Origin of the sequence: Roseitalea sp. MMSF_3546, from assembly GCF_030732865.1 — a bacterium.
Lineage (GTDB): Bacteria > Pseudomonadota > Alphaproteobacteria > Rhizobiales > Rhizobiaceae > Roseitalea.
In genome coordinates, this window is the sequence record NZ_JASHKB010000004.1 from 93,500 (window position 1) to 111,342 (window position 17,843).

Genomic DNA, 17,843 nt, shown 5'->3' on the forward strand with positions numbered 1-17,843 from the left:
AGCGATACTCCGGTCAATGGCTGCTGCCCCCTGTGCACCCTTGAGGGGGAGATGTCCCGAAGGGACAGAGGGGGTGTGCGAAGGCCGGAAATCATGCTCGATCCTGCCGCCTAGTAGCCATCGCCCGCCGAAGCACCCTCGCCCGGCAGCCCGCCCTTCCAGACCCCCTGCTCCTTGAGCGCTTCGGCAACCTCGCGCGGCATGTAGGTCTCGTCGTGCTTTGCCAGAACGGTATCGGCGTAGAACGTGCCGTCGGGCTGCAAGCTTCCCTCGGCCACGATGCCCTGCCCCTCGCGGAACAGGTCGGGCAGAATGCCGCCGTAGCGAACGGTCACGGCGTGGTTGGCATCCTCGATGGCAAATTCGACGCGCGCATCGTCGAGCGTTTCGACCGATCCCATGACGACGAGCCCGCCGAGCCGCAGCCGGCCCTCGTTTTGCGCCGCGGCGGCCGGAGTGACCAGATCGGTGGGGGTGCGGAAGAAGGTGACCTGCTCGCTCAGCCCGGTCAGAACCAGCGCCACGGCCGCGCCGAGCACGCCCAGTGCCGAGAAGATGACGGCAAAACGCTTCTGCTTGCGGGTCATTGCCAGAACTCCTCTACATCGAGCCCCAATCCGCTGGTGAATTCGGCCAGACTGTCCAGAGCCTCGGGACGGTCCTTGTAGACGTCGTGCGCCCGTTCTAGTGCGTCGCGAAGCCCGTCTTCTTGATCAAGAACAATCCGGGCACGAATGAGGCGCTTCCAGCCCTCCAGATCGTCGGGCTGGGCGCGCAGGCGCTCGTCGAGCGAGGCGACCATGGTCTCGATCACCGCGCCCTGCTCTTGGGCATCGAGCTCCTGCATCTGCTCGACCGTCTGCCGGTCGAGCTGGGGCGGACGGCCCTGTTCGGCCAGGGCCGGCGCGGTTTCCTCGAGCCTGGCGAGCTGCTGGCTGGCGACCATGCGCCAGGCCGGGGCGGCCTGCTCGTCCTCGGCCAGCGCCGACCAGTGCCCGCGCGCGCCATCGTAGCGGCCAAGCTGGACGTCGGCGAGGCCGGCGAAGAAGCGGGCGCGGGGCTCGCCGGGTTCGGCGGCGAGCGCGCGCTCGAACAAGCGATAGGCCTCGGCGGTCACCATGCCCCCCGATGCCGTGACCAGCACCTCGCCGAGACCGGACAGCCGGGCCGGCGATTCGCCCATCAGCCGGATGGCGTTGCGATAGGCCGTCTCGGACTTGCCGACCTCGCCGAGCCGGAAATAGACCGGGGCGAGAACGTCCCAGCCCGCCCCGTCATCGGGATTGTCGCGCAGGTGATCCTCGGCGCGCACGACCAGCGCGCGCAGGCGATCCTGCGTTTCGGCACTGGCCAGTTCGGCGTCCTCGATCGCCTGCAAGCGGGCGGCCAGCGGCTGGGAGGGATAATCGGGCGAGCCGAGCCCGGTATACACGATCAGGCTGAGCCCGGGCACGAAGACGAGCGCGAAAAGGGCGAGCATGGCGCGACCACCCCGTTTGCGCGCCGAATCGCCGGGCGCGGCGCCCGAGGCCTTCATGCGATCCTCGACGGCAAGGATGCGGCGGGCGACCTCGTTGCGTGCCTGGGCCGCCTCGGTCTTCGAGATGGCGCCCCTTGCCTCTTCGGCGTCGACCTCCTGCAGCTGGTGGCGATAGACCGCGATGTCGTGCTCGTGATCTTCCCGGCGATCACCCGCTTCGTCCTGGCGCGCGGCGAAAAGCGGGCGGAACCCGATCAGAACCGTGGCGAGCGTGAGCGCTGCAACTGTCAGCCAGAAGACCATGGACAATCAGATATCCCCAGACCACGGCATTTCCAAGACGCAACGGATGCGACAAAGGGGCAAGCCCGCCATCGCCGCATCCGCCGACCCTAGGACAGCAGCGCCCAGCTACCGTCCGCATTGCGACAGGCGGTGCCGCGCTCGACGACCTCCTCGGTGCCGGCGGTGATCGTGTGCGTGAACTGCCGGCAGTCCTGCGAGCCGACGCGATAGGGCTGGGAGGGCACCACCTGCCCGGCCACGCGGCCGCCCTGGCCTTGCCAGGAGGCGATGTCCCCGGGCGCGGTGTACTCGAGCGCCCGATATTCGGTCTGCAGAGCCTGCAAACGCGCGGCGTCGTCCATGCCCAGTTCCGCCATGCGGCCGACGAGACCGCCCTGGAGCGGGGCGAGGATGCCGGCCATTTCCGGAGCGGGCCGGGTCGGCGCCAGCGGACTTGGCGCGACCGACATGGCGTCGCCGGCCACGCAGCCGCCAAGGGCGAGCGCGGCAAGGGCGGTGACAAGGGAAGAGACGATCGCTTTCATGGTCCCGGCCGTATGAACGTTGCGTTTGTAGGAGGCCAAACTTGTGGCAGCAATAGGGAGTTGCAGCGGCCCGGTCACATTTTGGACAGAACGTCAGCTCGGGGCGCGGGCGCGCGGAAGGGTGAGCGTGACCTTCAGCCCGCCATGCGCGCTGCGGTCGAGCGCGATATCGCCCCTGTAGGCCCGCACGGTCTCCACGACGATCGACAGGCCGAGCCCGCTTCCGGGCTTCGTTTCATCGAGCCTTTGGCCTCGGCGCAGGGCGGTCGCACGCTGTTCGGCCGAAATGCCCGGACCGTCATCGGACACGCTGACCTCGAACATGTGCGCGTCCTCGAGCGGTGCGATGGCGATGTCGATGTGGCCATCGCCCCATTTGGCGGCGTTTTCGAGCAGGTTGCCGCATATCTCCTCGAAATCCTCGCGCTCGCCGGCAAAGGCGATCGGCGTGGCCGGCAGGTGGGCGACGATCGTCTTTTCGGGATTGAGCTTTTCCATGACGCGCACCAGCTTCCGCACAGCTTCACTCGTATCGGTGCGAAAGGCGGTGCCGCCGGCCTGGGCCGCGATGCGCGCGCGGTGCAGATAGTGCTCGACCTGATCCTTCATCGATCGAGCCTGCTCGCCGACCAGATGCGGGTCGACCGGCGCGCCGCGCGCCGCCTCGTTCTGCAGCACCGAGATCGGCGTCTTGAGCGAATGGGCCAGATTGCCGACCTGCGTGCGGGCGCGCTCGACGATGCGGCGGTTGTTGTCGATGAGCGTGTTCATCTCGTCGACCATGGGCTGGATCTCGTCGGGATAGCGGTCAGAAAGGGCGTGCTCGTCGCCGGCCTGGATGGCGCGCAGGGCGCTGCGCACGCGGTTCAGCGGGCGCATGCCGACCACGATGATCACGCCGTTGAGCGCGATTACGCCGACACCGAAGACAAACAGGATCAGCGCCAGGTTCTGGGCGAGCGCGGCGATGGCCGCGTCGAACTCGCTCTGATTGCCGGCAAGCTGGAACAGGCCGATCCGCCCTTCGCCCAGATCGATCTCGGTCTCGACGACGCGCAGCAGATTGCCGGCCGGACCCATCGTCTCGAAGACGCGCCGGAACCGGTCGTCATAGGGCACTTCCGACAGCGGCGGGGTTTGCAGCGTGGCTTCGCCAAGGGAGGGCGACCGGCGTTCGCCGGCCGGTCCGCCGTCGATCAGCGACACGCGCCAGTACCAGCCCGAGCCGGCCTCCAGAAAGGCCGTGTCACCGAGGTTGGGCACGCCGGTCAGCGCGCCCTCCCCGGACACGCCTATCGCCGCGATGAGGTTGAAGAGCTGGGCCTGTTGCAGGTCGGCAAAGCCGGCCTGGGCATTGGCCCGATACTGTCCGATCAGCAGCCAGCCCAGAAGCGCAACGGCGAGCACCGTCCAGATCGTGGACAGGACGACGACGCGAGTGCGCAGCGAGCCGGTCACAAGGCGCGCGCGGTCACGAGCCGGCTTCGGCCCGGGTTTCGCTGTCCGGATCGCGCAGGCGGTAACCGAGCCCGCGAATGGTCTCGATCAGGTCGCAGCCGAGCTTGCGGCGCAACCGGCCGACGAACACCTCGACCGTGTTGGAATCGCGGTCGAAATCCTGATCGTAGAGATGCTCGGTCAGTTCGGTGCGCGAGACCACCTCGGACTGATGGTGAACGAGATAGGACAGCAGCCGGAATTCGTGGCTGGTCAGCTTCAGCGTCTTGCCATCGACCATCGCCTTGGAGGTGCGCGTGTCGACGACGAGCGGGCCGCAGGTGATCTCGGATGTCGCATGGCCGGAGGCGCGGCGGATCAGCGCCCGCACCCGGGCCAGCACCTCCTCGACATGGAAGGGCTTGGCGACATAGTCGTCGGCGCCCGCGTCGATGCCGGCCACCTTGTCGTTCCAGCGGTCGCGGGCGGTCAGGATCAGGACCGGCATGGCGCGGCCGTCCTCGCGCCAGCGCTGCAGGACCGAGATGCCGTCCATCAGCGGCAGGCCGATATCGAGGATCACGCAGTCATAGGGCTCGGTGTCGCCCAGGAAGTGGCCTTCCTCGCCATCGGGGGCCGTGTCCACCACATAGCCGGCCTCCTCCAGGCTCTCCTTGAGCTGCCGGTTCAGGTCAACGTCGTCTTCGACAACAAGAATGCGCATAGGGTCCGTCTCTCAATCACAATCCCATCGCCTTCGATCATAGGATTGCGAGGCCTCTATGCTGTGCTTTTTGTCACGCCTGTCACCGCGGGACAACCACGACCTCGCGGCGGGGCCGTTCACCCGAGCCGCCCTGGACGAGCAGCACGATGCGACAGACGGCGCGGCCGCCCTCCTGCGCCAATTCCGCGCCGACCAGCGTGGCGCCGCGCTGCACGGCCAGCGCCTCGCCCCTGGCAAAGCACGTGTCGGAGGCCAATTCGAGGCCGCCCGCGCCGTCGGCCCCATTCGAAACCGCCGCACCGGCCGGCACTGCCGCGGGCGCGGAAACCGAAGCCTGGGGCGTCGCCGGCAGCAGGGGCTGGGCCGAAACGGCCGTCGTCGCCGCAAATGCGGGGCCGGCGACTGCCAGCATGCCGATCATCGCGGCGGTCAGGAAAGCGCGTTTGTTCATCATGGCCTTCCCTATAGACAGGTGGACCTGAATACAAACTGAATGGCGCGGCGCACCGGCGACGGCCCGCGCCGCGCCCGCGCCGATCAGCCGATGCGCCTTGAGGCGGTGACGCGGCCGATGATGGCAATGATGCCGGCGCCGGCCGAGACGAGCTGGAGCGCCGCCTCGGCAAGGCCCTGACGCGCAACAGCGTCGATCGGAACGCCAAGGGCGGCGGCCGCCGTCGCGATGACGCTGACGATCGCCGCCCAGATGGTCCTGGACAGATACCATGGCTTGGTGTCGGGCATGTTGGCTCCTTTCTGAGGGGTGGTGAACGAACGGGCGCGCCCGCCTCAAAGGACCGGAAGCGTCGCCGTGGCGGCGATTCCCGACCCCATTCGGGCGCTGATCTGGGCAACGCGCAGACCGATCTGGGCCGGCATCGCGCCGTAGAGCGCGCTCACGGCGGCCGGATCGACGATGTGGGCCGGCGTTGTGGTTTCCACCGAGGCAAGCAGGCTCTGATCGGCGGCGAGCAGGTCGAGCACGTAGCGCTCGAACTCCTCGCCCAGCGGAACGTCGGGGCCGGTCCAGGCATCGCCGTCAAGGCGCGTGCGGCGGATCCAGCTCAGCGCGATGCCATCGTCCTCGGTGCGCCGCGCCTTCAGATGGACCGGGGAGAGCGGGGTCAGCGCCCGCTCGCCGCCGCGCGCCGGAAAGCTGGCGAAATAGCGCTCGGAGAAGGCGCGGCCGCGCGGGCCGACGCGCCAGTTCATGTCCAGACCGATCTCGCCGGCCAGCAGGCCCGCCGGACGCACATGGGCGTCGATCGCAACCGCGCGCGCGCCGACCGGCGCGGTCTCGGCGGCCGCATCCTCGGTGCCGAGCTGGCCGCGCAGGAGCCCGGTGAGCCGCCATTGATCGGCCGATAGCTCCTCGGCCTGGGCGAACTGGACAAGCTCGATCAGCCCGGACGGCTTGACGATCGCCAGAACGTTGCGGCCGCCGAGCAGCAGCGCCTCGGACACGGTGGCGAGCGCCCCGCCATAGAGCTGAACGCGCAGCGCGCCGGCGCGGTCGTAGCGGCCCGACGGGCCGGGCAGGAGCGGGTCGAGCAGATCGCCCATCACCGCGTTGGAGGGTACGATCTGGCGCTGCTCGAAACCGTCGCCGCCTGGCGAGGCGAGCACCGCCTGTGCCCGTTCGGGCACGGCGAAGACGGCCAGCCGCGCATTGCGCCGGGGCGCCTCGGCATCGATCAGCGGCAGGTCGAGGAACACTGCTTCGGGCGGGCCGCCGAACTGCCCTTCGGCGCTGTCGAGATGGGCCCGCCCCGGCAGCACCGGCCGACGCCGGTTGGGCAGGGCGCGGGCCACCGAGATCATGGCGAGCTGGAGCCGGTCGGTGATCTCGACGGCCTCGACGCGCCAGTGCCGCGACGGCGCGTCATCGAAGACGACGACGTCTCCCGGCTCGATGCCGGCAAAGCGCAGCGGCACCTGACAGCGCGCCCGATCGCGGCCGGCCCACAGCCGGTCGATCAACCGGTCGGCGAGATGCGCCGCGCCGTCGGCGTGCAGCGTGCAGGGCAGGTTGAGATCGACAAGGCGGGCGGTGTCGTGGGCCACGCGACGCGAGCGCGCCGAGGCGGCGATGTAGTCGGCCACCGCGTCCCGGTAGCGCACGATCACCTCGCCTGGCAGTTCGTCGGCCTGGCCGGTGACGAAGGCACGGTCGCCGGGTCCGTCGAGCCGGCAGATCCGTGCCGCCGGCAAGGTGATCGGCGCATAGACAGGGCCGTCAAGGCGCAGGCCGGAGCCGGCCGGCGCACCGGTATCGACGGCGTTCAGCCCGAATGCGCGCATGAGCGGCTCGAGGATCGCGCGGGCGCTGCGCGGGGTCTCGATGACCAGGCCCTGCGCGACGTCGGCGATGGCCCGGACGTCGGGCGCGGGCAGATCGTGCTCGCTAAAGATCGTCGCGATCGTCTCGGCGAGCGGCGCGGTGCCGAGCCGGCCGTTCAGCCAGTGGCCCACCAGCCAGTTGTCGCCGTCGGACCACACACCGCCATCGCGCGGAAAGGCGGGAAAGGGCCGGGCGTCCCAGGCCCACAGATAGATGCGCTCGGGGTCGACCATGGGCGTGACCATGTCGGGCGCGAGCGGGTTCTGCTCGGTGCCGGTCGCGGCCCAGTAGCGATGGTGCGCGGCAAGGAAGGCGCGCTGGTTGGCATCGCTGCGCGAGCCGTTGGACTGGTGCGGCCAGGCGCTCTCGGCCGACTTGGGATCGGTGAACACGTTGGGCTGGTTGGCGCCGGCATGAATTGCCGCGCAGCCCAGTTCGGTGAACCAGAACGGCTTGCTTCTTGGCACCCAGCCGGTGGGTTGCGCCATTTCGATGCCGCCGATGCGCTCGTAGTGGTCGTTGGACCACCATGCGACCAGGTCCTTGTAGCGATAGACCCATGGCTTGCCATGGGCGCCATCGGTGATCGGCGTGCGCACGCGGTCGAGCCGGTCCTGATAGGAGGCGTAGTACCAGTCGAAACCCTCGCCGGCGGCGATCTGCGCCTCCATGGCGGCGCTGTCGTCATGGGTCGCCATCGCGTCGGGATTGCCGGCATCGGACAGGGCGTCGCCATCGCGCCAGTCCGACAGCGGCATGTAGTTGTCGATGCCCACGGCATCGATATTGGCGTCCGACCACAGTGCATCGAGATGGAAGAACACATCGCCCGAGCCGTCCTGCGGGTGATAGCCGAAATACTCGCTCCAGTCGGCGCCATAGGTCAGCTTCGTGCCGACGCCGACGATGGCGCGGACATCGGCGGCAAGCGTCTTCAGACCGGCAACGAAGGCGAACTGGTCGGCACCGTCGCGCAGCCAGGTCAGTCCGCGCAGCTCGCTGCCGATGAGCATGGCGTCGACGCCGCCGGCCATCTGCGCCAGCCGCGCCAAATGCAGCACGAAGCGGCGATAGCGCCAGTCCGCCCCCGCCCCGCCGATGACGGACTGGCCGGAAACGGTGAGATCGCCCGGCTGGGTCTGGCCGAGAAAGGCGGCGATCTGGCTGGCCGCCGCGCCGGTTCGGTCGGCGGTGCCCGGCTCGCCGATGGCCGGATGGCAGGTGATGCGGCCGCGCCAGGGATAGGCCAACTGGCTGGCGCCGCCATAGGGGTCGGGCAGCGCGTTGGCTTGCGGCACGTCCATCATGATGAACGGGTGCAGCGTGACCTTGAGCCCACGCGCCTTCAGATCGGCGATGGCGGCGATGACACTGGCGTCGGACGGCGTGCCGCCATAGGCCGGCCGGTCGTCGACGCGGCTGACAAGACGCACCTCGGCGTCGCCGCGCGCAAGGCCGGCGACCTGCCAGCTCGTGCTTTCCTGGCCGATATGCGGCTCGGTGACGCCGGGGCGGATCTCGCACGCGCCGGCACGCAGATCGGTGCCGAACCAGGCAACGACCAGCGAAACATGGGTCAGGTTCGGACACAGCGCCTGCAACTCGTCGATCGAGGCCGACCAGTCATTGGCGTCGTGCAGGATGTGCCGGGTGAGTTCGACCGTGTTGCCGCGGCCGATCAGCGCGGTGACCGGCGTCGGCGAATAGCCGTGCTCGGTGGCGCCGGGAATGACGGTGACGGCGCGAATGTCCCGTTCGAGCTGGCCGACCGGGCGAACGACCTCTACCTGGATCTGCGGCACGCGATTGCCGAACGACTCGAGCGGCAGGCGGTCGAACACGATATAGGCGATGCCGCGATAGGCCGGCGCGTTGCCGGCGCCCTGCTTGGCCGCGATCAGCGGATCGACGCTCTGGCTCTCGCCGCCGTCATGGACGCGGAAGGTGATTTCGCTCAGATCGAGTTCGCGCCCGTCCGCCCAGATGCGCTTGACCATGCCGATCGGCCCTTCGCCGAGGGCGACGGCGAAATTGCCGTAATAGTGATAGGTGATGATGGTCTCGGTGACTTCGGCCGCGCCCTTGCCGCCACCGCCGCGCGAGCGGGTCTCGGTCCTGGTCTCCTCCTCGAAGCGTGTCGCCCAGATGACGGTGGTCGAAACGCGCGCATGGCCGTAAACGCGCGGGACGGGCGTGCCTTCCTCGGCGGTCATCGGGCGGGCGCCGTCAAGGCGCGGACCCTCGATGGTGCGGTCGACCGTCGTCGAGAACAGCGACTGGTCGACGTAATATCCGGCGAGCACGCCGGCGGCGGCACCGACGGCCGCGCCGACCGGACCGAATAGGCCGCCGACGGCGCCGCCGGCCACCTGGAGGACAAGGGTCGCCATGGCTCAGCTTCCGATCGTTGCAAGCGGGGGAAAGGCGAAGACGGCGGCAATGCGGCGCGTCCACCAGGGCGTCAGCGTCGTCAGCGAGACGGCGTGACGCTCGCGCGCCTCGACCATGGCCTGGGCTGCGACGAGCACGCCCAGATGCTTGGCCGGCACATGGGCCGACCAGCGAAAGACGACCAGATCGCCGGGACGGCGCGCCGTTGTCGGGACCTCGCGCATCTGGTCGCGGCAATAGCCGAGCATGGGCTCGCCGCGCGCGGCCTCGGCCCAGTCGGGCGAATAGCCGGACGGGTGGCGGGGCGTGGTTCGGTACACCTCGCGCCAGACGCCGAGCACCACGCCCAGGCAATCGGCGCCCACGCCCAGCCGCGCGCCCTGGTGTCGGTAGGGCGTGCCGAGCCAGCGGCGGGCGGCGGCAATGATGGCCGCGCGCGGCGGCTCGCCGTCAGGGAACGATGGGGCCGCCATCGAATTCCTCCTCGCCGCCGACATAGGTGAGTGCGCGATCATCGCCCGGCATGTGCGGGAAGCCGCGAAAGTTCGCCTCGTTTGCGAATTTCAGCCGACAGGTCCTGAACGCCTTGTCGCAGCCGGCGAACACGGTGACCGGATCGCCGGGGACGGGCGCATCGCCGACCGGCTTTTGCATGACAAGACGCACCGCGCCGGTGCCGTCGGGCCGCCGCGCGGTGGCGATGACGGCCGTGTCGCCCTGGCGCGGGCCGCCATCGAAGCGCAACGTGCCGAAATCGTACCATCGGGTCTCGAACGCGGTCAGTCCGGTCAGTTCGATCGTGTGCGGATCGATCATCGCGGCGACCGCGCCGGTGTCGCTGAATTGCGGCACGGACAGGTTCACGCCGCACCGCGCATCGCCCAGTTCGGCATCGCAATGGCGCGTGTAGTAGCGCCCCTTGGGCTGGTCGAGCGCGGCGGCGAGGCTGCGCAGTTCGACACGGAACGATTCGCCCTGCCGCGTGATCTCGCCGATGTGATAGCGCCTGACCAGCGAGGCGCTGTGCACGTGTTGCCAGTTGACCAGGTAAAGCGCCACCTGCGCGCCGTCATAGACGCCGGCCTCAATATCGGCCTCGGTGACAGCGGCCGAGGACAGAACGCCCGCCACATCGCTCATGTCGCCGCTCAGGCCGAGGGAAGCCTCGGCGGCGCCGGCGGTGAAGCCGGTGGCGGGCGCGCAGGCGACGCCATCGACCTCGAGCGTCCGGTCATGGTCGGTGAAGCCGAGCTTGACCCCGTCGGCGCGCGTGACGATCCAGACAAGGCAGACCGTCGTCGCATCCGATTGCAGATGGGCGTCAAGGTCCGGGTGCAGCGGCTTCATGCGGGCACCTCAAGCAGCACCAGATCCTCCATCTCGGCCGTCTCGGCGGTCGTGCGGGCGACGGTGAGCGCGCTTGCCTCGAAGCGCACGGCAAGGTCGTAACGACAACCGGCCTTGACCATGGCGCCCTGCCCCGGCGCAGCGTCGAGCGTGACGATGCCCGTCAGCGGGTCGACGGCGAAATCGGCCGGGGCGAGCGCGACGTCGTCGACCGAAACCAGAACGGTTCCCGCCTCGGGCTTGGTGATGGCGCGGCCGGACGGGGTTGCGAGCTGGAACGCGGTGGTTGCGCCGTCGCCGGTGCCGAGCGCGACGTCCTGGGCGGTCGGCGCACCGCCGCCCAAGGCCGTCGAATGTTCCAGCGGATCGCGAAAGCGAAAGGCCTTGAGCGGGCCGCCGCGCGCCTCGAAAAAGGTCAGGATCGCGCGGATCTCGGCGACCGGGCGCGGGCCGACGGGAATGGTGAAGCGGCGCAGCGCGTTCGCGGTGCGCGCGTTGCGGCTTTCATGGCCCGAAGCGAGCGCCACCACGTCGACCGGCCGGCGGCTGGAGACCGTCAGGCCGAAGGGCTGGCGCACCGCCAAGGTCACATCGTCGAAGGGCGTCGTCATGGCGATGCTCAGACCCCGCGCTGGCCGCGCGCGACGGCGCGGGCGAGCGCGGCGGTGATCTGCGATTGCGAACGCTCGAAGCCGGCGACATCGGGCGTTGCGATGTTGACGACGATCGTCGCTGCGGCGGCACCGGGCTGAGCGGCGACGCCGAGCCGTCCGTCGGCCGTGCGCTGCAGCGGCAGCACCGCCTCCGGTCCCGCCTCGCCCATCAGGCCCATGCGGTCGCCATGGGGGAAATAGGTCGGCGCGGCGATCACGCCGCCCGTGCCGGTGCCGGCGCCGACCACGCCGCCGCTGGCAAAGGGCACCACGCCCGAAAGGCCGCCGAACAAACGCGTGCCGAGCCCGGCGAGCATGGTCTGCAGCGGCTTGAGCCCGGCATCGAGGGCCCTGTCGGCAAAGGCGAGCGCGATGCGGCGCAGCGTGTCCTCCAGCGACCGGCCCTGGATGACCGCGCCCTTGAGCGCGTTGGTGATGGTCGAGGCAAAGCCGCGGGCGCGGTCCTCGAGCGCCTTGAAGGCCTGCTCGGCGCCGCTGAAATCCCAGTCGACGCCGATGGTGTAGGTTTGGTCAGTCATGGCCGTTGGCTCCTTGGGTCGGCGCGGCATCGGGAAATGCGGCCCTCAGGGCGGCAAAGGACGCCGGGTCGGGCGGTGTGACGATGCGGCGTTCGTGGGCGCGCATGGCCGCGGCGATCTCGCGCGGGGTCATGGCCCAGAAATCGGCCGGTGAAAGCCCGAGCACGCCCAGGCCGAAGCGCATCGTCATCGCCCAGGGAAATGGCGCGCGCTCAGCGCTCATCGTCGCCGCCGAAGGTCGCGGTCAGCAATTCGCCGACGATGGCCGCATAGCCGGCGAGCCCGCCCTCGACCTGCATCTCGGCGACGTCTTCGAGCGTAAGGCTGTGCCCGCCGCCTTCCAGTCCGGCATGGATGATGACCATCAGATCGTTCGCCGACAGCCGGCCGGAGGCGAAGCGCGCGCCGAGCGCGTTGAGGTCCTCGGCCCCGAAGGCGCTTTCGAGCCTGGCCAGCGCGCCCAGCGTCAGGCACAGGCACCGGTCCTTGCCGCCCAGATGGGCGAGGATCTCGCCGCGTCTGCGATTGACCAGCATCACGGTGCTCCGAAGGTGAGCTGGGAGGCCGATTCCAGCGCGATCTCGAAGGTCACTTCGCCATCGTGATTGCCGGCATAGTCGAGCGCGGTGATGGCGAAGGCGCCTTCCAGCGTGCCGAAATCGGGAATGACGGCCTGCCATTGCAGGATCGTGCCGTCGAAGAAGGCCTGGCGCACCAGCGCGTCCGATGCCTGGTCCTTGAAGATGCCGCTGCCCGAAAGCGAGGCGCGGCGGATGCCGGCGCCCGACAGAAGCTCGCGCCAGCGGCCGGCGGATTCGGCGTCGGTGATATCGACGCTCTGGGCGTTGAAGCCGATGCGCTTGGTGCGCAGGCCGGCGACGGTAACGAACACCTGCCCGGCCGTATCGAAAATCTTCAGCAAGATGTCCTTGCCGCGTTGCGCCGCCATTTGGGACTCCGTGCGTTGGTGTTGATCGGATCAGGCCGCCGGCTCGCACAGAAAGCGAAACCGAAGCTGGCCGAAAAAGGCGTGCTGGTCGCGCTCGCGCCGGAACGCCTTGCTCAGGGGGCTCGCGAGGACGATGCGCGTCGATCCGGCAAGCGGGTCGGCCGCATCGATGACCGCCTGGGCCCGGTCGGCGATGCGATAGAGTTCGGCGCGACTGTCCTCGCGCGACCACACGTGCACGGTGACGATGAAGGCTTCGCCGGCAAGGTCGGCCGTGCTCCAGTCGGTCGCCTCGATGCGGCGGATGATCAGGCAGGGCAGCGCGCGGCCGGGCGGAACCGTGTCGTAGATGCGCGCCGGATCGCCAAGATCGGACTTGAGGGCGGCATCGGCCGCCAGGACGGCGAACAGCCAGCGGTGCAGATCATCGATCATGGCGGGTGTCCTCGTCCGCGCCGCGCCTGTCGGGGTCGTCCTGCCGCCGCGCATCGCGCCCGGCGCGGTCGGCCGACTGCCGGTCGGCCGCCGCATGGGTCGCCACGCGCAGCGCGGCGATCAGGTCGGCGATGGTGGTCCTGACGGTCACGCTCATGCGCCCGGCTCCTGGCTGACCGCGCATTGCAGATAGCGGCCGGTGCCGTCCGGATCGTGCACGGTCCTGATGGTGTAGATGTCGGTGCCGGCGACAAGGCGCATGGCCGGGGCGATGTGCGGGTCGGCCCGCACGGTGACGACGGCATCGGTCACCTGCTCGTCGTCGCCGGCGCGCAGGGCGGCATCGGGGCGAACCGCTTCGATGGCGCCCCAGAGCGTTGCAACCGGCGACCAGGCGTCGGCGTGGCTGCCATAGGCGTCGGCGACGGGCGCGTGCCGCTCGAGCCGCACATGCGTGCGCAGGCGGCCCGGATCGATGTGAACGCTGTTCATGGTCACACGCCGATCCGACGCCAGGAGCGCGTCAGCCGCGCATAGATCATGGGTACCGAGACCGGCTGGTCACGCGCAGAGTAGACGCCGCGAAACTCGTACCAGTGGGCAAGCAGGCACAGCACGGCCCGGCGCAGCGTGTCCGGCACGTCGGCGCCGGTGTCGCCGAAGCCGGCGACGAAATCGATCTCGATGCCGTTGCTGCGCGAGGGAACGGCGCCGGGTTCAAGGCCGAGCCGGGCCGGACGCCGCATCACGTCAAGCGTATATTGCGCGCCGTCGAGCACGGCCGGGTTCCCGTCGGCATCGTAGACGGTGACGGCGGCGATCGCGGCGACCGGATGGCGCGGCAGGCAGACCGGGCCGTCCGGCGGATCGCCGACCGACAGCCGCCAGGTCTGGTTGACCAGCGCGACGCCGGCATCCTCGGCGACAAATGCGGCGGCGGCATCGACGAGTTCGGCGATCTGCGTATCCTCGCCGTCATGGGTGACGCGCAGATGCGCCTTGGCGTCGGCCAGCGTCACGGGCGGTGCGGCCGGCGGAACGAGCAAGCTCAGAACCATGTCCAATCCTTTGACGGGTAAATGGGCGGGCGGCCCGGCAGGGAGGCGGACCGGGCCGCCCGCTTCGGCGCTATCGGCGGGGGAAAGCGTCCCCGCCGGTCAGCTCACGCCGAACTTGATCAGCTTGATGGCGTCGAAGTCCTGCACCCCGCCGCCGACGCGCTTGGTCGTGTAGAACAGCACGTAGGGCTTGGCCGAATAGGGATCGCGCAGCACCGAAACGCCGCGCCGGTCGACGATCAGATAGCCGCGGGCGAAGTCGCCGAAGGCCATCGACAAGCTGTTCGAGCCGATCGCGGGCATTTCCTCGGCCTCATAGACCGAAAAGCCCATGAGCGAGGGCTTCTGGTCGGCGGTCGCCGGCGCCTTCCAGATATAGTCGCCATCGGTGTCCTTGAGCTTGCGGATTGCCGCCTGGGTCTTGCGGCTCATCATCCAGTTGGCGTTCTGGCGATAGCCGGCCTTGAGCGCATAGACGGTCTCGAGCAATACGTCGGACGCATCGGCCGCAGGCAGGTCGCCATCGGTGCCGGTGGGGATGTAGCCGATCGTGTCCCAGGCCCAGGACCCTTCGTCGACCATGGTGTAGTCGAGAAAGCCCCTGGGCTTGTTGGTGCCGTTGCCGGCAATGAAGGCGGCGCCCTCCTGCTCGGCGAAGGCCGCCTCGATCTCGGCGGTGATCCACTGGTCGATGTCGACGGCCGTGTCCTCGAGCAGCGCCGAGGTCGCCGCCGGCATGGCGTAGATCTCGGCGGTGGGAAAGGACAGTTCGGCGAGGGTCGCCGTGTCGGTCTCGGGGCGCGCGGCGGTCTCGCCGACCCAGCCGACCTCGGGGCCGGTCGTTGCAAACGGCTTTTTTAGCGTGGCGCCGGTCACCTGTCGCACGGTGGCGAGCGCGCGCATGGGCGACAGGTCGCGCAGCCGGCCGGCGATCGCGGTCTCGGTTTCCGGCGGCACCAGATAGCCGCCATCGGGACCCGAGCCGATCGACATCGCCTTGCCCTCGATGCGCCGCAGGGCCGTCTCGTCTCCCTTGCGCACATAGCGCTCGAAGGCCGCCTTGTGTTCGCTGGGCACGGCCCCGAACGCCGACCCGCCGGCCGGCGGGCGCGCCGCCTTGGCGATGAGCCGCTCGAGCACGCGCTTTTGCTCGTCGACGGCGTTGTTGATACGGTCGACCTTGTCGGCGGTGACGCTGTCCTCGCCGAGCGCGCTTTCGAGTTCGCGCAGGCGCTCGTCATTGGCGGTCTTGAACGCCTCGAAGGCGCGCATGAAGTCGTCGAAGGCCTCGGCGACGTCCTGCGCATGGCTGGCGGGCATCGGCGCGGCGGCCGGCGCCGCCGCCTTGACGCGCGGTGCGCGCGGCGGTGCGGTGTGCTGCTTCATGGGAAGCTCCTTTAATGGGGATGGAGGTGGCGGGCGGCGCGCCGGATGGTCTCGGCGAGCATCAGCCCGGCACTGGTTTCGCTCGCGGCGGCCTCGCGCGCGCCGTCAAGTGCGGCAAAGCCCTTGGATATGACGATCCGGGCCTGCCTGCGGGTCAGCCCGGCATCGCGCACGAGCCAACGTTCGAAATCCCGCCTGGTGGGCAGCGCGGCAGCCCGCTTGACGGCCGAGATCCGCGCCTGCGGCAGCATCGGGAAGGTGACGATCGAGATCTCCCACAGATCGGCCTCGATGATGCGGCGAATGCCGGTCGCCGGATCGGTCTTGCCGCGCACAGTGCGAAAGCCGATCGACAGCCCGTCCAGGCCGCCGGCACGCATCAGGGCGAGCACCTCGCGGCCCCTGGCAACGGCGGTGTTGATCCGGCCGCGCACCTTCAGCCCGCGCGCGTCCTCGGCAATTTCGATCCAGTGGCCGATCGGCTCGTCCGGATTGTGCTGGAACAGCATGCGGATGCCGGCCGCCCCTTTTTGGGCAAGCGATCTGGCGAACGCGCCGGGTACGACCGCCTCGCGACCCAGATCGACCGTGTCGAAGAGACTGGCATAACCGGAAAACACGCCGGTCTCGCTGACCGTCTCCAGTTCGGTGCCGGCGAATTTGTGCTCGATCGGGTCAGCTGCGGGTGGCGCGTTCGTCATCGTCGTCTCCTTGTCCCCTGGTCTTGCGCGATGCCCTGGTCGCGCGCGCGTCGGAACCGGTGCGCCGGTCGGCGGCGCGAATGGCCACGCCCAGCGCCCACCAGATCGTCAGCGAAGCCACCGCGGCGCCCATCAGCACGGTCTCGACCTCGCTGAGCACCTCGGCGATGCCGAAGCGGTCGGCGATGGCAACGCCCACCGTGGTGCCGAAGACGAAGCCGGCGGCGACGCCGGTCAGAAAGCGGATCGCGGCCTCGCGGCGGGTGTGCGGCAAAAGGTAGGCCAGCGAGATCGCCGAACCGGCGACCGCACCGACGGCCTTGGCGAGCCAAAGGCTGCCATTGGCGGGGATTTCGCTCATTGCGCATCCTTCCCGGTCTCGGCGTGATCGGGCACCGGCGGATAGCCGACGGCCACGCGCTTTTCGGCATCGGTCAGGAAGGAGGCCGCCTCGAGCCGCGAGAACAGCGCGTCGCGCTCGACGGCCAGGCCCTCGACCCGGTCGAGATCGCAGCCGATGCGCACGGATCCGGGGAAGAGCGGGCCGAGCCAGTGGCCAAACGCCTCTGTCGTGCGGCGAACCAGCGGCAGCACCGTCAGGCGGAAAAAGGCGCGCTGGGCCTCCTGATAGTTGGAATAGGTATTGTCGCCGGGAATGCCGAGCAGCATGGGCGGCACGCCGAAGGCGAGCGCGATGTCGCGGCAGGCCGCGTTCTTGGCCTCGATGAAATCCATGTCGCGCGGGGTCAGGCCCATCGCCTTCCAGTCGAGCCCGCCTTCGAGCAGCAGCGGCCGCCCGGCATTCATGGCGCCCGAATAGCCCTCCTCGAGTTCGCGCTTGAGCTGTTCGTACTGCTCCGGTGTCAGGTTGGAGCCGTCGCCGGGCGCGTAGACCAGCGCGCCCGAGGGGCGGGCGGCGTTGTCGAGCAGCGCCTTGTTCCAGCGCGCGGCGGCGTTGTGCACGTCGAGCGCGGTCAGCGCCGCCTCGAGCGGGGCGAAGCCGTCGGTCTCGTCGAGCGGGTTGAACAGGGCCATGTGCAGGAGCGGGCAGGCACCGTCATCGGCGTCGAGCGCGATGCGCCGGCTCTGGCTGCCGACCTCGTGGACCAGCGTGACGGGCCAGCCGCGATGATCGCGCTCGAAGCGCACGCGGTCGGGTCCCAGGCAGTGCAGATGCACGCGCCCGCCGACCGGCTCGGACCGCTCGACATAGGCATTGCCCGAAAGAAGCAGGTGCCCGTAGGCGGTCTCCAGGAAGGTGGTGTGCGACTGGTGCGCGTTGGGCCGGGCAATGATGGCGGCGAGCGGATGGTCGGGCAGCGTGCTCTCGCCGTCATGGATGCGCCAGGGCACGGCGGCGGCGGCCTCGGAGATCATGCGCACGCAGCGATGCACGATCGGGTTGCGCATGAAGCCCTGACGGGCGAGCGCGGCGAAGGAGGCCTGCGTCCAGTCCGCGTCGAGCTGGGTTTGCATGGCGACGAAACCCTGAAACGCGGCGGTTTTCGTCGCCGGCGGCATGGCCGCGCGATGGTCGGGCGCGCGTGCCGGTTCGCGCCGGCCGTCAAG

Annotated in this window: 23 protein-coding genes; all 23 read right to left on the reverse strand. The window is 69.5% G+C overall.

What is annotated here, in order from left to right:
• Positions 1-110 precede the first annotated feature (110 nt).
• The 23 genes from ccmE to RBB34_RS05210 all read right to left on the reverse strand — a co-directional run bounded on the left by ccmE (position 111) and on the right by RBB34_RS05210 (position 17,795).
• Positions 111-587 carry a cytochrome c maturation protein CcmE gene (gene ccmE / locus RBB34_RS05100; RefSeq protein ID WP_306118118.1) on the reverse strand — a complete coding sequence of 159 codons (477 nt, stop codon included), beginning with the start codon at positions 585-587 and terminating at the stop codon, positions 111-113.
• Entirely contained in the window at positions 584-1,783 is a 1,200-nt protein-coding gene (ccmI, locus tag RBB34_RS05105) for a c-type cytochrome biogenesis protein CcmI (RefSeq protein WP_306118216.1), read from the reverse strand. Before ccmI ends, ccmE begins: the two co-directional genes overlap by 4 nt.
• An 89-nt stretch (positions 1,784-1,872) precedes the next feature.
• Complete coding sequence (locus RBB34_RS05110) at positions 1,873-2,310, reverse strand: hypothetical protein (RefSeq protein ID WP_306118119.1); 438 nt, start codon at positions 2,308-2,310, stop codon at positions 1,873-1,875.
• A 93-nt stretch (positions 2,311-2,403) separates the two neighbouring features.
• Positions 2,404-3,768, reverse strand: a complete 1,365-nt coding sequence (locus RBB34_RS05115) for an ATP-binding protein (protein WP_306118120.1) — start codon at positions 3,766-3,768, stop codon at positions 2,404-2,406.
• Positions 3,769-3,781: 13 nt separating this feature from the next.
• On the reverse strand, positions 3,782-4,471 hold the full coding sequence (locus tag RBB34_RS05120; protein ID WP_306118121.1) for a response regulator transcription factor: 690 nt from the start codon (positions 4,469-4,471) through the stop codon (positions 3,782-3,784).
• Between the two features lie 82 nt (positions 4,472-4,553).
• Entirely contained in the window at positions 4,554-4,925 is a 372-nt protein-coding gene (locus RBB34_RS05125; protein WP_306118122.1) for a hypothetical protein, read from the reverse strand.
• Positions 4,926-5,011: 86 nt separating this feature from the next.
• On the reverse strand, positions 5,012-5,218 hold the full coding sequence (locus RBB34_RS05130; protein WP_306118123.1) for a hypothetical protein: 207 nt from the start codon (positions 5,216-5,218) through the stop codon (positions 5,012-5,014).
• 45 nt (positions 5,219-5,263) lie between these two features.
• Positions 5,264-9,205 carry a glycoside hydrolase/phage tail family protein gene (locus RBB34_RS05135; RefSeq protein ID WP_306118124.1) on the reverse strand — a complete coding sequence of 1,314 codons (3,942 nt, stop codon included), beginning with the start codon at positions 9,203-9,205 and terminating at the stop codon, positions 5,264-5,266.
• Between the two features lie 3 nt (positions 9,206-9,208).
• A complete protein-coding gene (locus tag RBB34_RS05140; protein ID WP_306118125.1) occupies positions 9,209-9,679 on the reverse strand; it encodes an NlpC/P60 family protein in 471 nt (156 codons plus the stop codon).
• Positions 9,657-10,553 carry a DUF2163 domain-containing protein gene (locus tag RBB34_RS05145; RefSeq protein ID WP_306118126.1) on the reverse strand — a complete coding sequence of 299 codons (897 nt, stop codon included), beginning with the start codon at positions 10,551-10,553 and terminating at the stop codon, positions 9,657-9,659. Before RBB34_RS05145 ends, RBB34_RS05140 begins: the two co-directional genes overlap by 23 nt.
• Positions 10,550-11,164, reverse strand: a complete 615-nt coding sequence (locus tag RBB34_RS05150; protein ID WP_306118127.1) for a TIGR02217 family protein — start codon at positions 11,162-11,164, stop codon at positions 10,550-10,552. The genes RBB34_RS05145 and RBB34_RS05150 overlap by 4 nt, the downstream gene beginning before the upstream one ends.
• An 8-nt stretch (positions 11,165-11,172) precedes the next feature.
• On the reverse strand, positions 11,173-11,745 hold the full coding sequence (locus tag RBB34_RS05155) for a phage tail tape measure protein (RefSeq protein ID WP_306118128.1): 573 nt from the start codon (positions 11,743-11,745) through the stop codon (positions 11,173-11,175).
• Entirely contained in the window at positions 11,738-11,968 is a 231-nt protein-coding gene (locus RBB34_RS05160) for a phage tail assembly chaperone (RefSeq protein ID WP_306118129.1), read from the reverse strand. Before RBB34_RS05160 ends, RBB34_RS05155 begins: the two co-directional genes overlap by 8 nt.
• Positions 11,958-12,284 carry a gene transfer agent family protein gene (locus RBB34_RS05165; RefSeq protein ID WP_306118130.1) on the reverse strand — a complete coding sequence of 109 codons (327 nt, stop codon included), beginning with the start codon at positions 12,282-12,284 and terminating at the stop codon, positions 11,958-11,960. Before RBB34_RS05165 ends, RBB34_RS05160 begins: the two co-directional genes overlap by 11 nt.
• The gene (locus RBB34_RS05170) at positions 12,281-12,694 is read right to left on the reverse strand and encodes a phage major tail protein, TP901-1 family (protein WP_306118131.1); all 414 of its coding nucleotides are present in this window, start codon (positions 12,692-12,694) and stop codon (positions 12,281-12,283) included. The genes RBB34_RS05165 and RBB34_RS05170 overlap by 4 nt, the downstream gene beginning before the upstream one ends.
• Before the next feature lie 30 nt (positions 12,695-12,724).
• Positions 12,725-13,129 carry a DUF3168 domain-containing protein gene (locus tag RBB34_RS05175; RefSeq protein ID WP_306118132.1) on the reverse strand — a complete coding sequence of 135 codons (405 nt, stop codon included), beginning with the start codon at positions 13,127-13,129 and terminating at the stop codon, positions 12,725-12,727.
• Entirely contained in the window at positions 13,119-13,286 is a 168-nt protein-coding gene (locus RBB34_RS05180) for a hypothetical protein (RefSeq protein WP_306118133.1), read from the reverse strand. Before RBB34_RS05180 ends, RBB34_RS05175 begins: the two co-directional genes overlap by 11 nt.
• Positions 13,283-13,621, reverse strand: a complete 339-nt coding sequence (locus tag RBB34_RS05185) for a phage head closure protein (RefSeq protein WP_306118134.1) — start codon at positions 13,619-13,621, stop codon at positions 13,283-13,285. The genes RBB34_RS05180 and RBB34_RS05185 overlap by 4 nt, the downstream gene beginning before the upstream one ends.
• 2 nt (positions 13,622-13,623) lie before the next feature.
• Positions 13,624-14,187, reverse strand: a complete 564-nt coding sequence (locus RBB34_RS05190; RefSeq protein ID WP_306118135.1) for a phage head-tail connector protein — start codon at positions 14,185-14,187, stop codon at positions 13,624-13,626.
• A 99-nt stretch (positions 14,188-14,286) separates the two neighbouring features.
• Positions 14,287-15,507, reverse strand: a complete 1,221-nt coding sequence (locus RBB34_RS05195; protein ID WP_306118217.1) for a phage major capsid protein — start codon at positions 15,505-15,507, stop codon at positions 14,287-14,289.
• A gap of 77 nt (positions 15,508-15,584) precedes the next feature.
• Positions 15,585-16,274, reverse strand: coding sequence for an HK97 family phage prohead protease (locus RBB34_RS05200; protein ID WP_306118136.1), 690 nt, complete (start codon positions 16,272-16,274; stop codon positions 15,585-15,587).
• Positions 16,249-16,635 carry a DUF6107 family protein gene (locus tag RBB34_RS05205; RefSeq protein ID WP_306118137.1) on the reverse strand — a complete coding sequence of 129 codons (387 nt, stop codon included), beginning with the start codon at positions 16,633-16,635 and terminating at the stop codon, positions 16,249-16,251. Before RBB34_RS05205 ends, RBB34_RS05200 begins: the two co-directional genes overlap by 26 nt.
• Entirely contained in the window at positions 16,632-17,795 is a 1,164-nt protein-coding gene (locus tag RBB34_RS05210) for a phage portal protein (RefSeq protein WP_346432526.1), read from the reverse strand. Before RBB34_RS05210 ends, RBB34_RS05205 begins: the two co-directional genes overlap by 4 nt.
• Positions 17,796-17,843 lie beyond the last annotated feature (48 nt).

Bases quoted from the DNA above. Each gene is read 5' to 3' on its own strand.
- ccmE (WP_306118118.1), bottom strand. From the start codon at position 587: ATGACCCGCAAGCAGAAGCGTTTTGCCGTCATCTTCTCGGCACTGGGC.
- ccmI (WP_306118216.1), bottom strand. From the start codon at position 1,783: ATGGTCTTCTGGCTGACAGTTGCAGCGCTCACGCTCGCCACGGTTCTG.
- RBB34_RS05110 (WP_306118119.1), bottom strand. From the start codon at position 2,310: ATGAAAGCGATCGTCTCTTCCCTTGTCACCGCCCTTGCCGCGCTCGCC.
- RBB34_RS05120 (WP_306118121.1), bottom strand. From the start codon at position 4,471: ATGCGCATTCTTGTTGTCGAAGACGACGTTGACCTGAACCGGCAGCTC.
- RBB34_RS05125 (WP_306118122.1), bottom strand. From the start codon at position 4,925: ATGAACAAACGCGCTTTCCTGACCGCCGCGATGATCGGCATGCTGGCA.
- RBB34_RS05130 (WP_306118123.1), bottom strand. From the start codon at position 5,218: ATGCCCGACACCAAGCCATGGTATCTGTCCAGGACCATCTGGGCGGCG.
- RBB34_RS05135 (WP_306118124.1), bottom strand. From the start codon at position 9,205: ATGGCGACCCTTGTCCTCCAGGTGGCCGGCGGCGCCGTCGGCGGCCTA.
- RBB34_RS05140 (WP_306118125.1), bottom strand. From the start codon at position 9,679: ATGGCGGCCCCATCGTTCCCTGACGGCGAGCCGCCGCGCGCGGCCATC.
- RBB34_RS05145 (WP_306118126.1), bottom strand. From the start codon at position 10,553: ATGAAGCCGCTGCACCCGGACCTTGACGCCCATCTGCAATCGGATGCG.
- RBB34_RS05150 (WP_306118127.1), bottom strand. From the start codon at position 11,164: ATGACGACGCCCTTCGACGATGTGACCTTGGCGGTGCGCCAGCCCTTC.
- RBB34_RS05155 (WP_306118128.1), bottom strand. From the start codon at position 11,745: ATGACTGACCAAACCTACACCATCGGCGTCGACTGGGATTTCAGCGGC.
- RBB34_RS05160 (WP_306118129.1), bottom strand. From the start codon at position 11,968: ATGAGCGCTGAGCGCGCGCCATTTCCCTGGGCGATGACGATGCGCTTC.
- RBB34_RS05170 (WP_306118131.1), bottom strand. From the start codon at position 12,694: ATGGCGGCGCAACGCGGCAAGGACATCTTGCTGAAGATTTTCGATACG.
- RBB34_RS05175 (WP_306118132.1), bottom strand. From the start codon at position 13,129: ATGATCGATGATCTGCACCGCTGGCTGTTCGCCGTCCTGGCGGCCGAT.
- RBB34_RS05180 (WP_306118133.1), bottom strand. From the start codon at position 13,286: ATGAGCGTGACCGTCAGGACCACCATCGCCGACCTGATCGCCGCGCTG.
- RBB34_RS05185 (WP_306118134.1), bottom strand. From the start codon at position 13,621: ATGAACAGCGTTCACATCGATCCGGGCCGCCTGCGCACGCATGTGCGG.
- RBB34_RS05190 (WP_306118135.1), bottom strand. From the start codon at position 14,187: ATGGTTCTGAGCTTGCTCGTTCCGCCGGCCGCACCGCCCGTGACGCTG.
- RBB34_RS05195 (WP_306118217.1), bottom strand. From the start codon at position 15,507: ATGCCCGCCAGCCATGCGCAGGACGTCGCCGAGGCCTTCGACGACTTC.
- RBB34_RS05200 (WP_306118136.1), bottom strand. From the start codon at position 16,274: ATGACGAACGCGCCACCCGCAGCTGACCCGATCGAGCACAAATTCGCC.
- RBB34_RS05205 (WP_306118137.1), bottom strand. From the start codon at position 16,635: ATGAGCGAAATCCCCGCCAATGGCAGCCTTTGGCTCGCCAAGGCCGTC.
- RBB34_RS05210 (WP_346432526.1), bottom strand. From the start codon at position 17,795: ATGCCGCCGGCGACGAAAACCGCCGCGTTTCAGGGTTTCGTCGCCATG.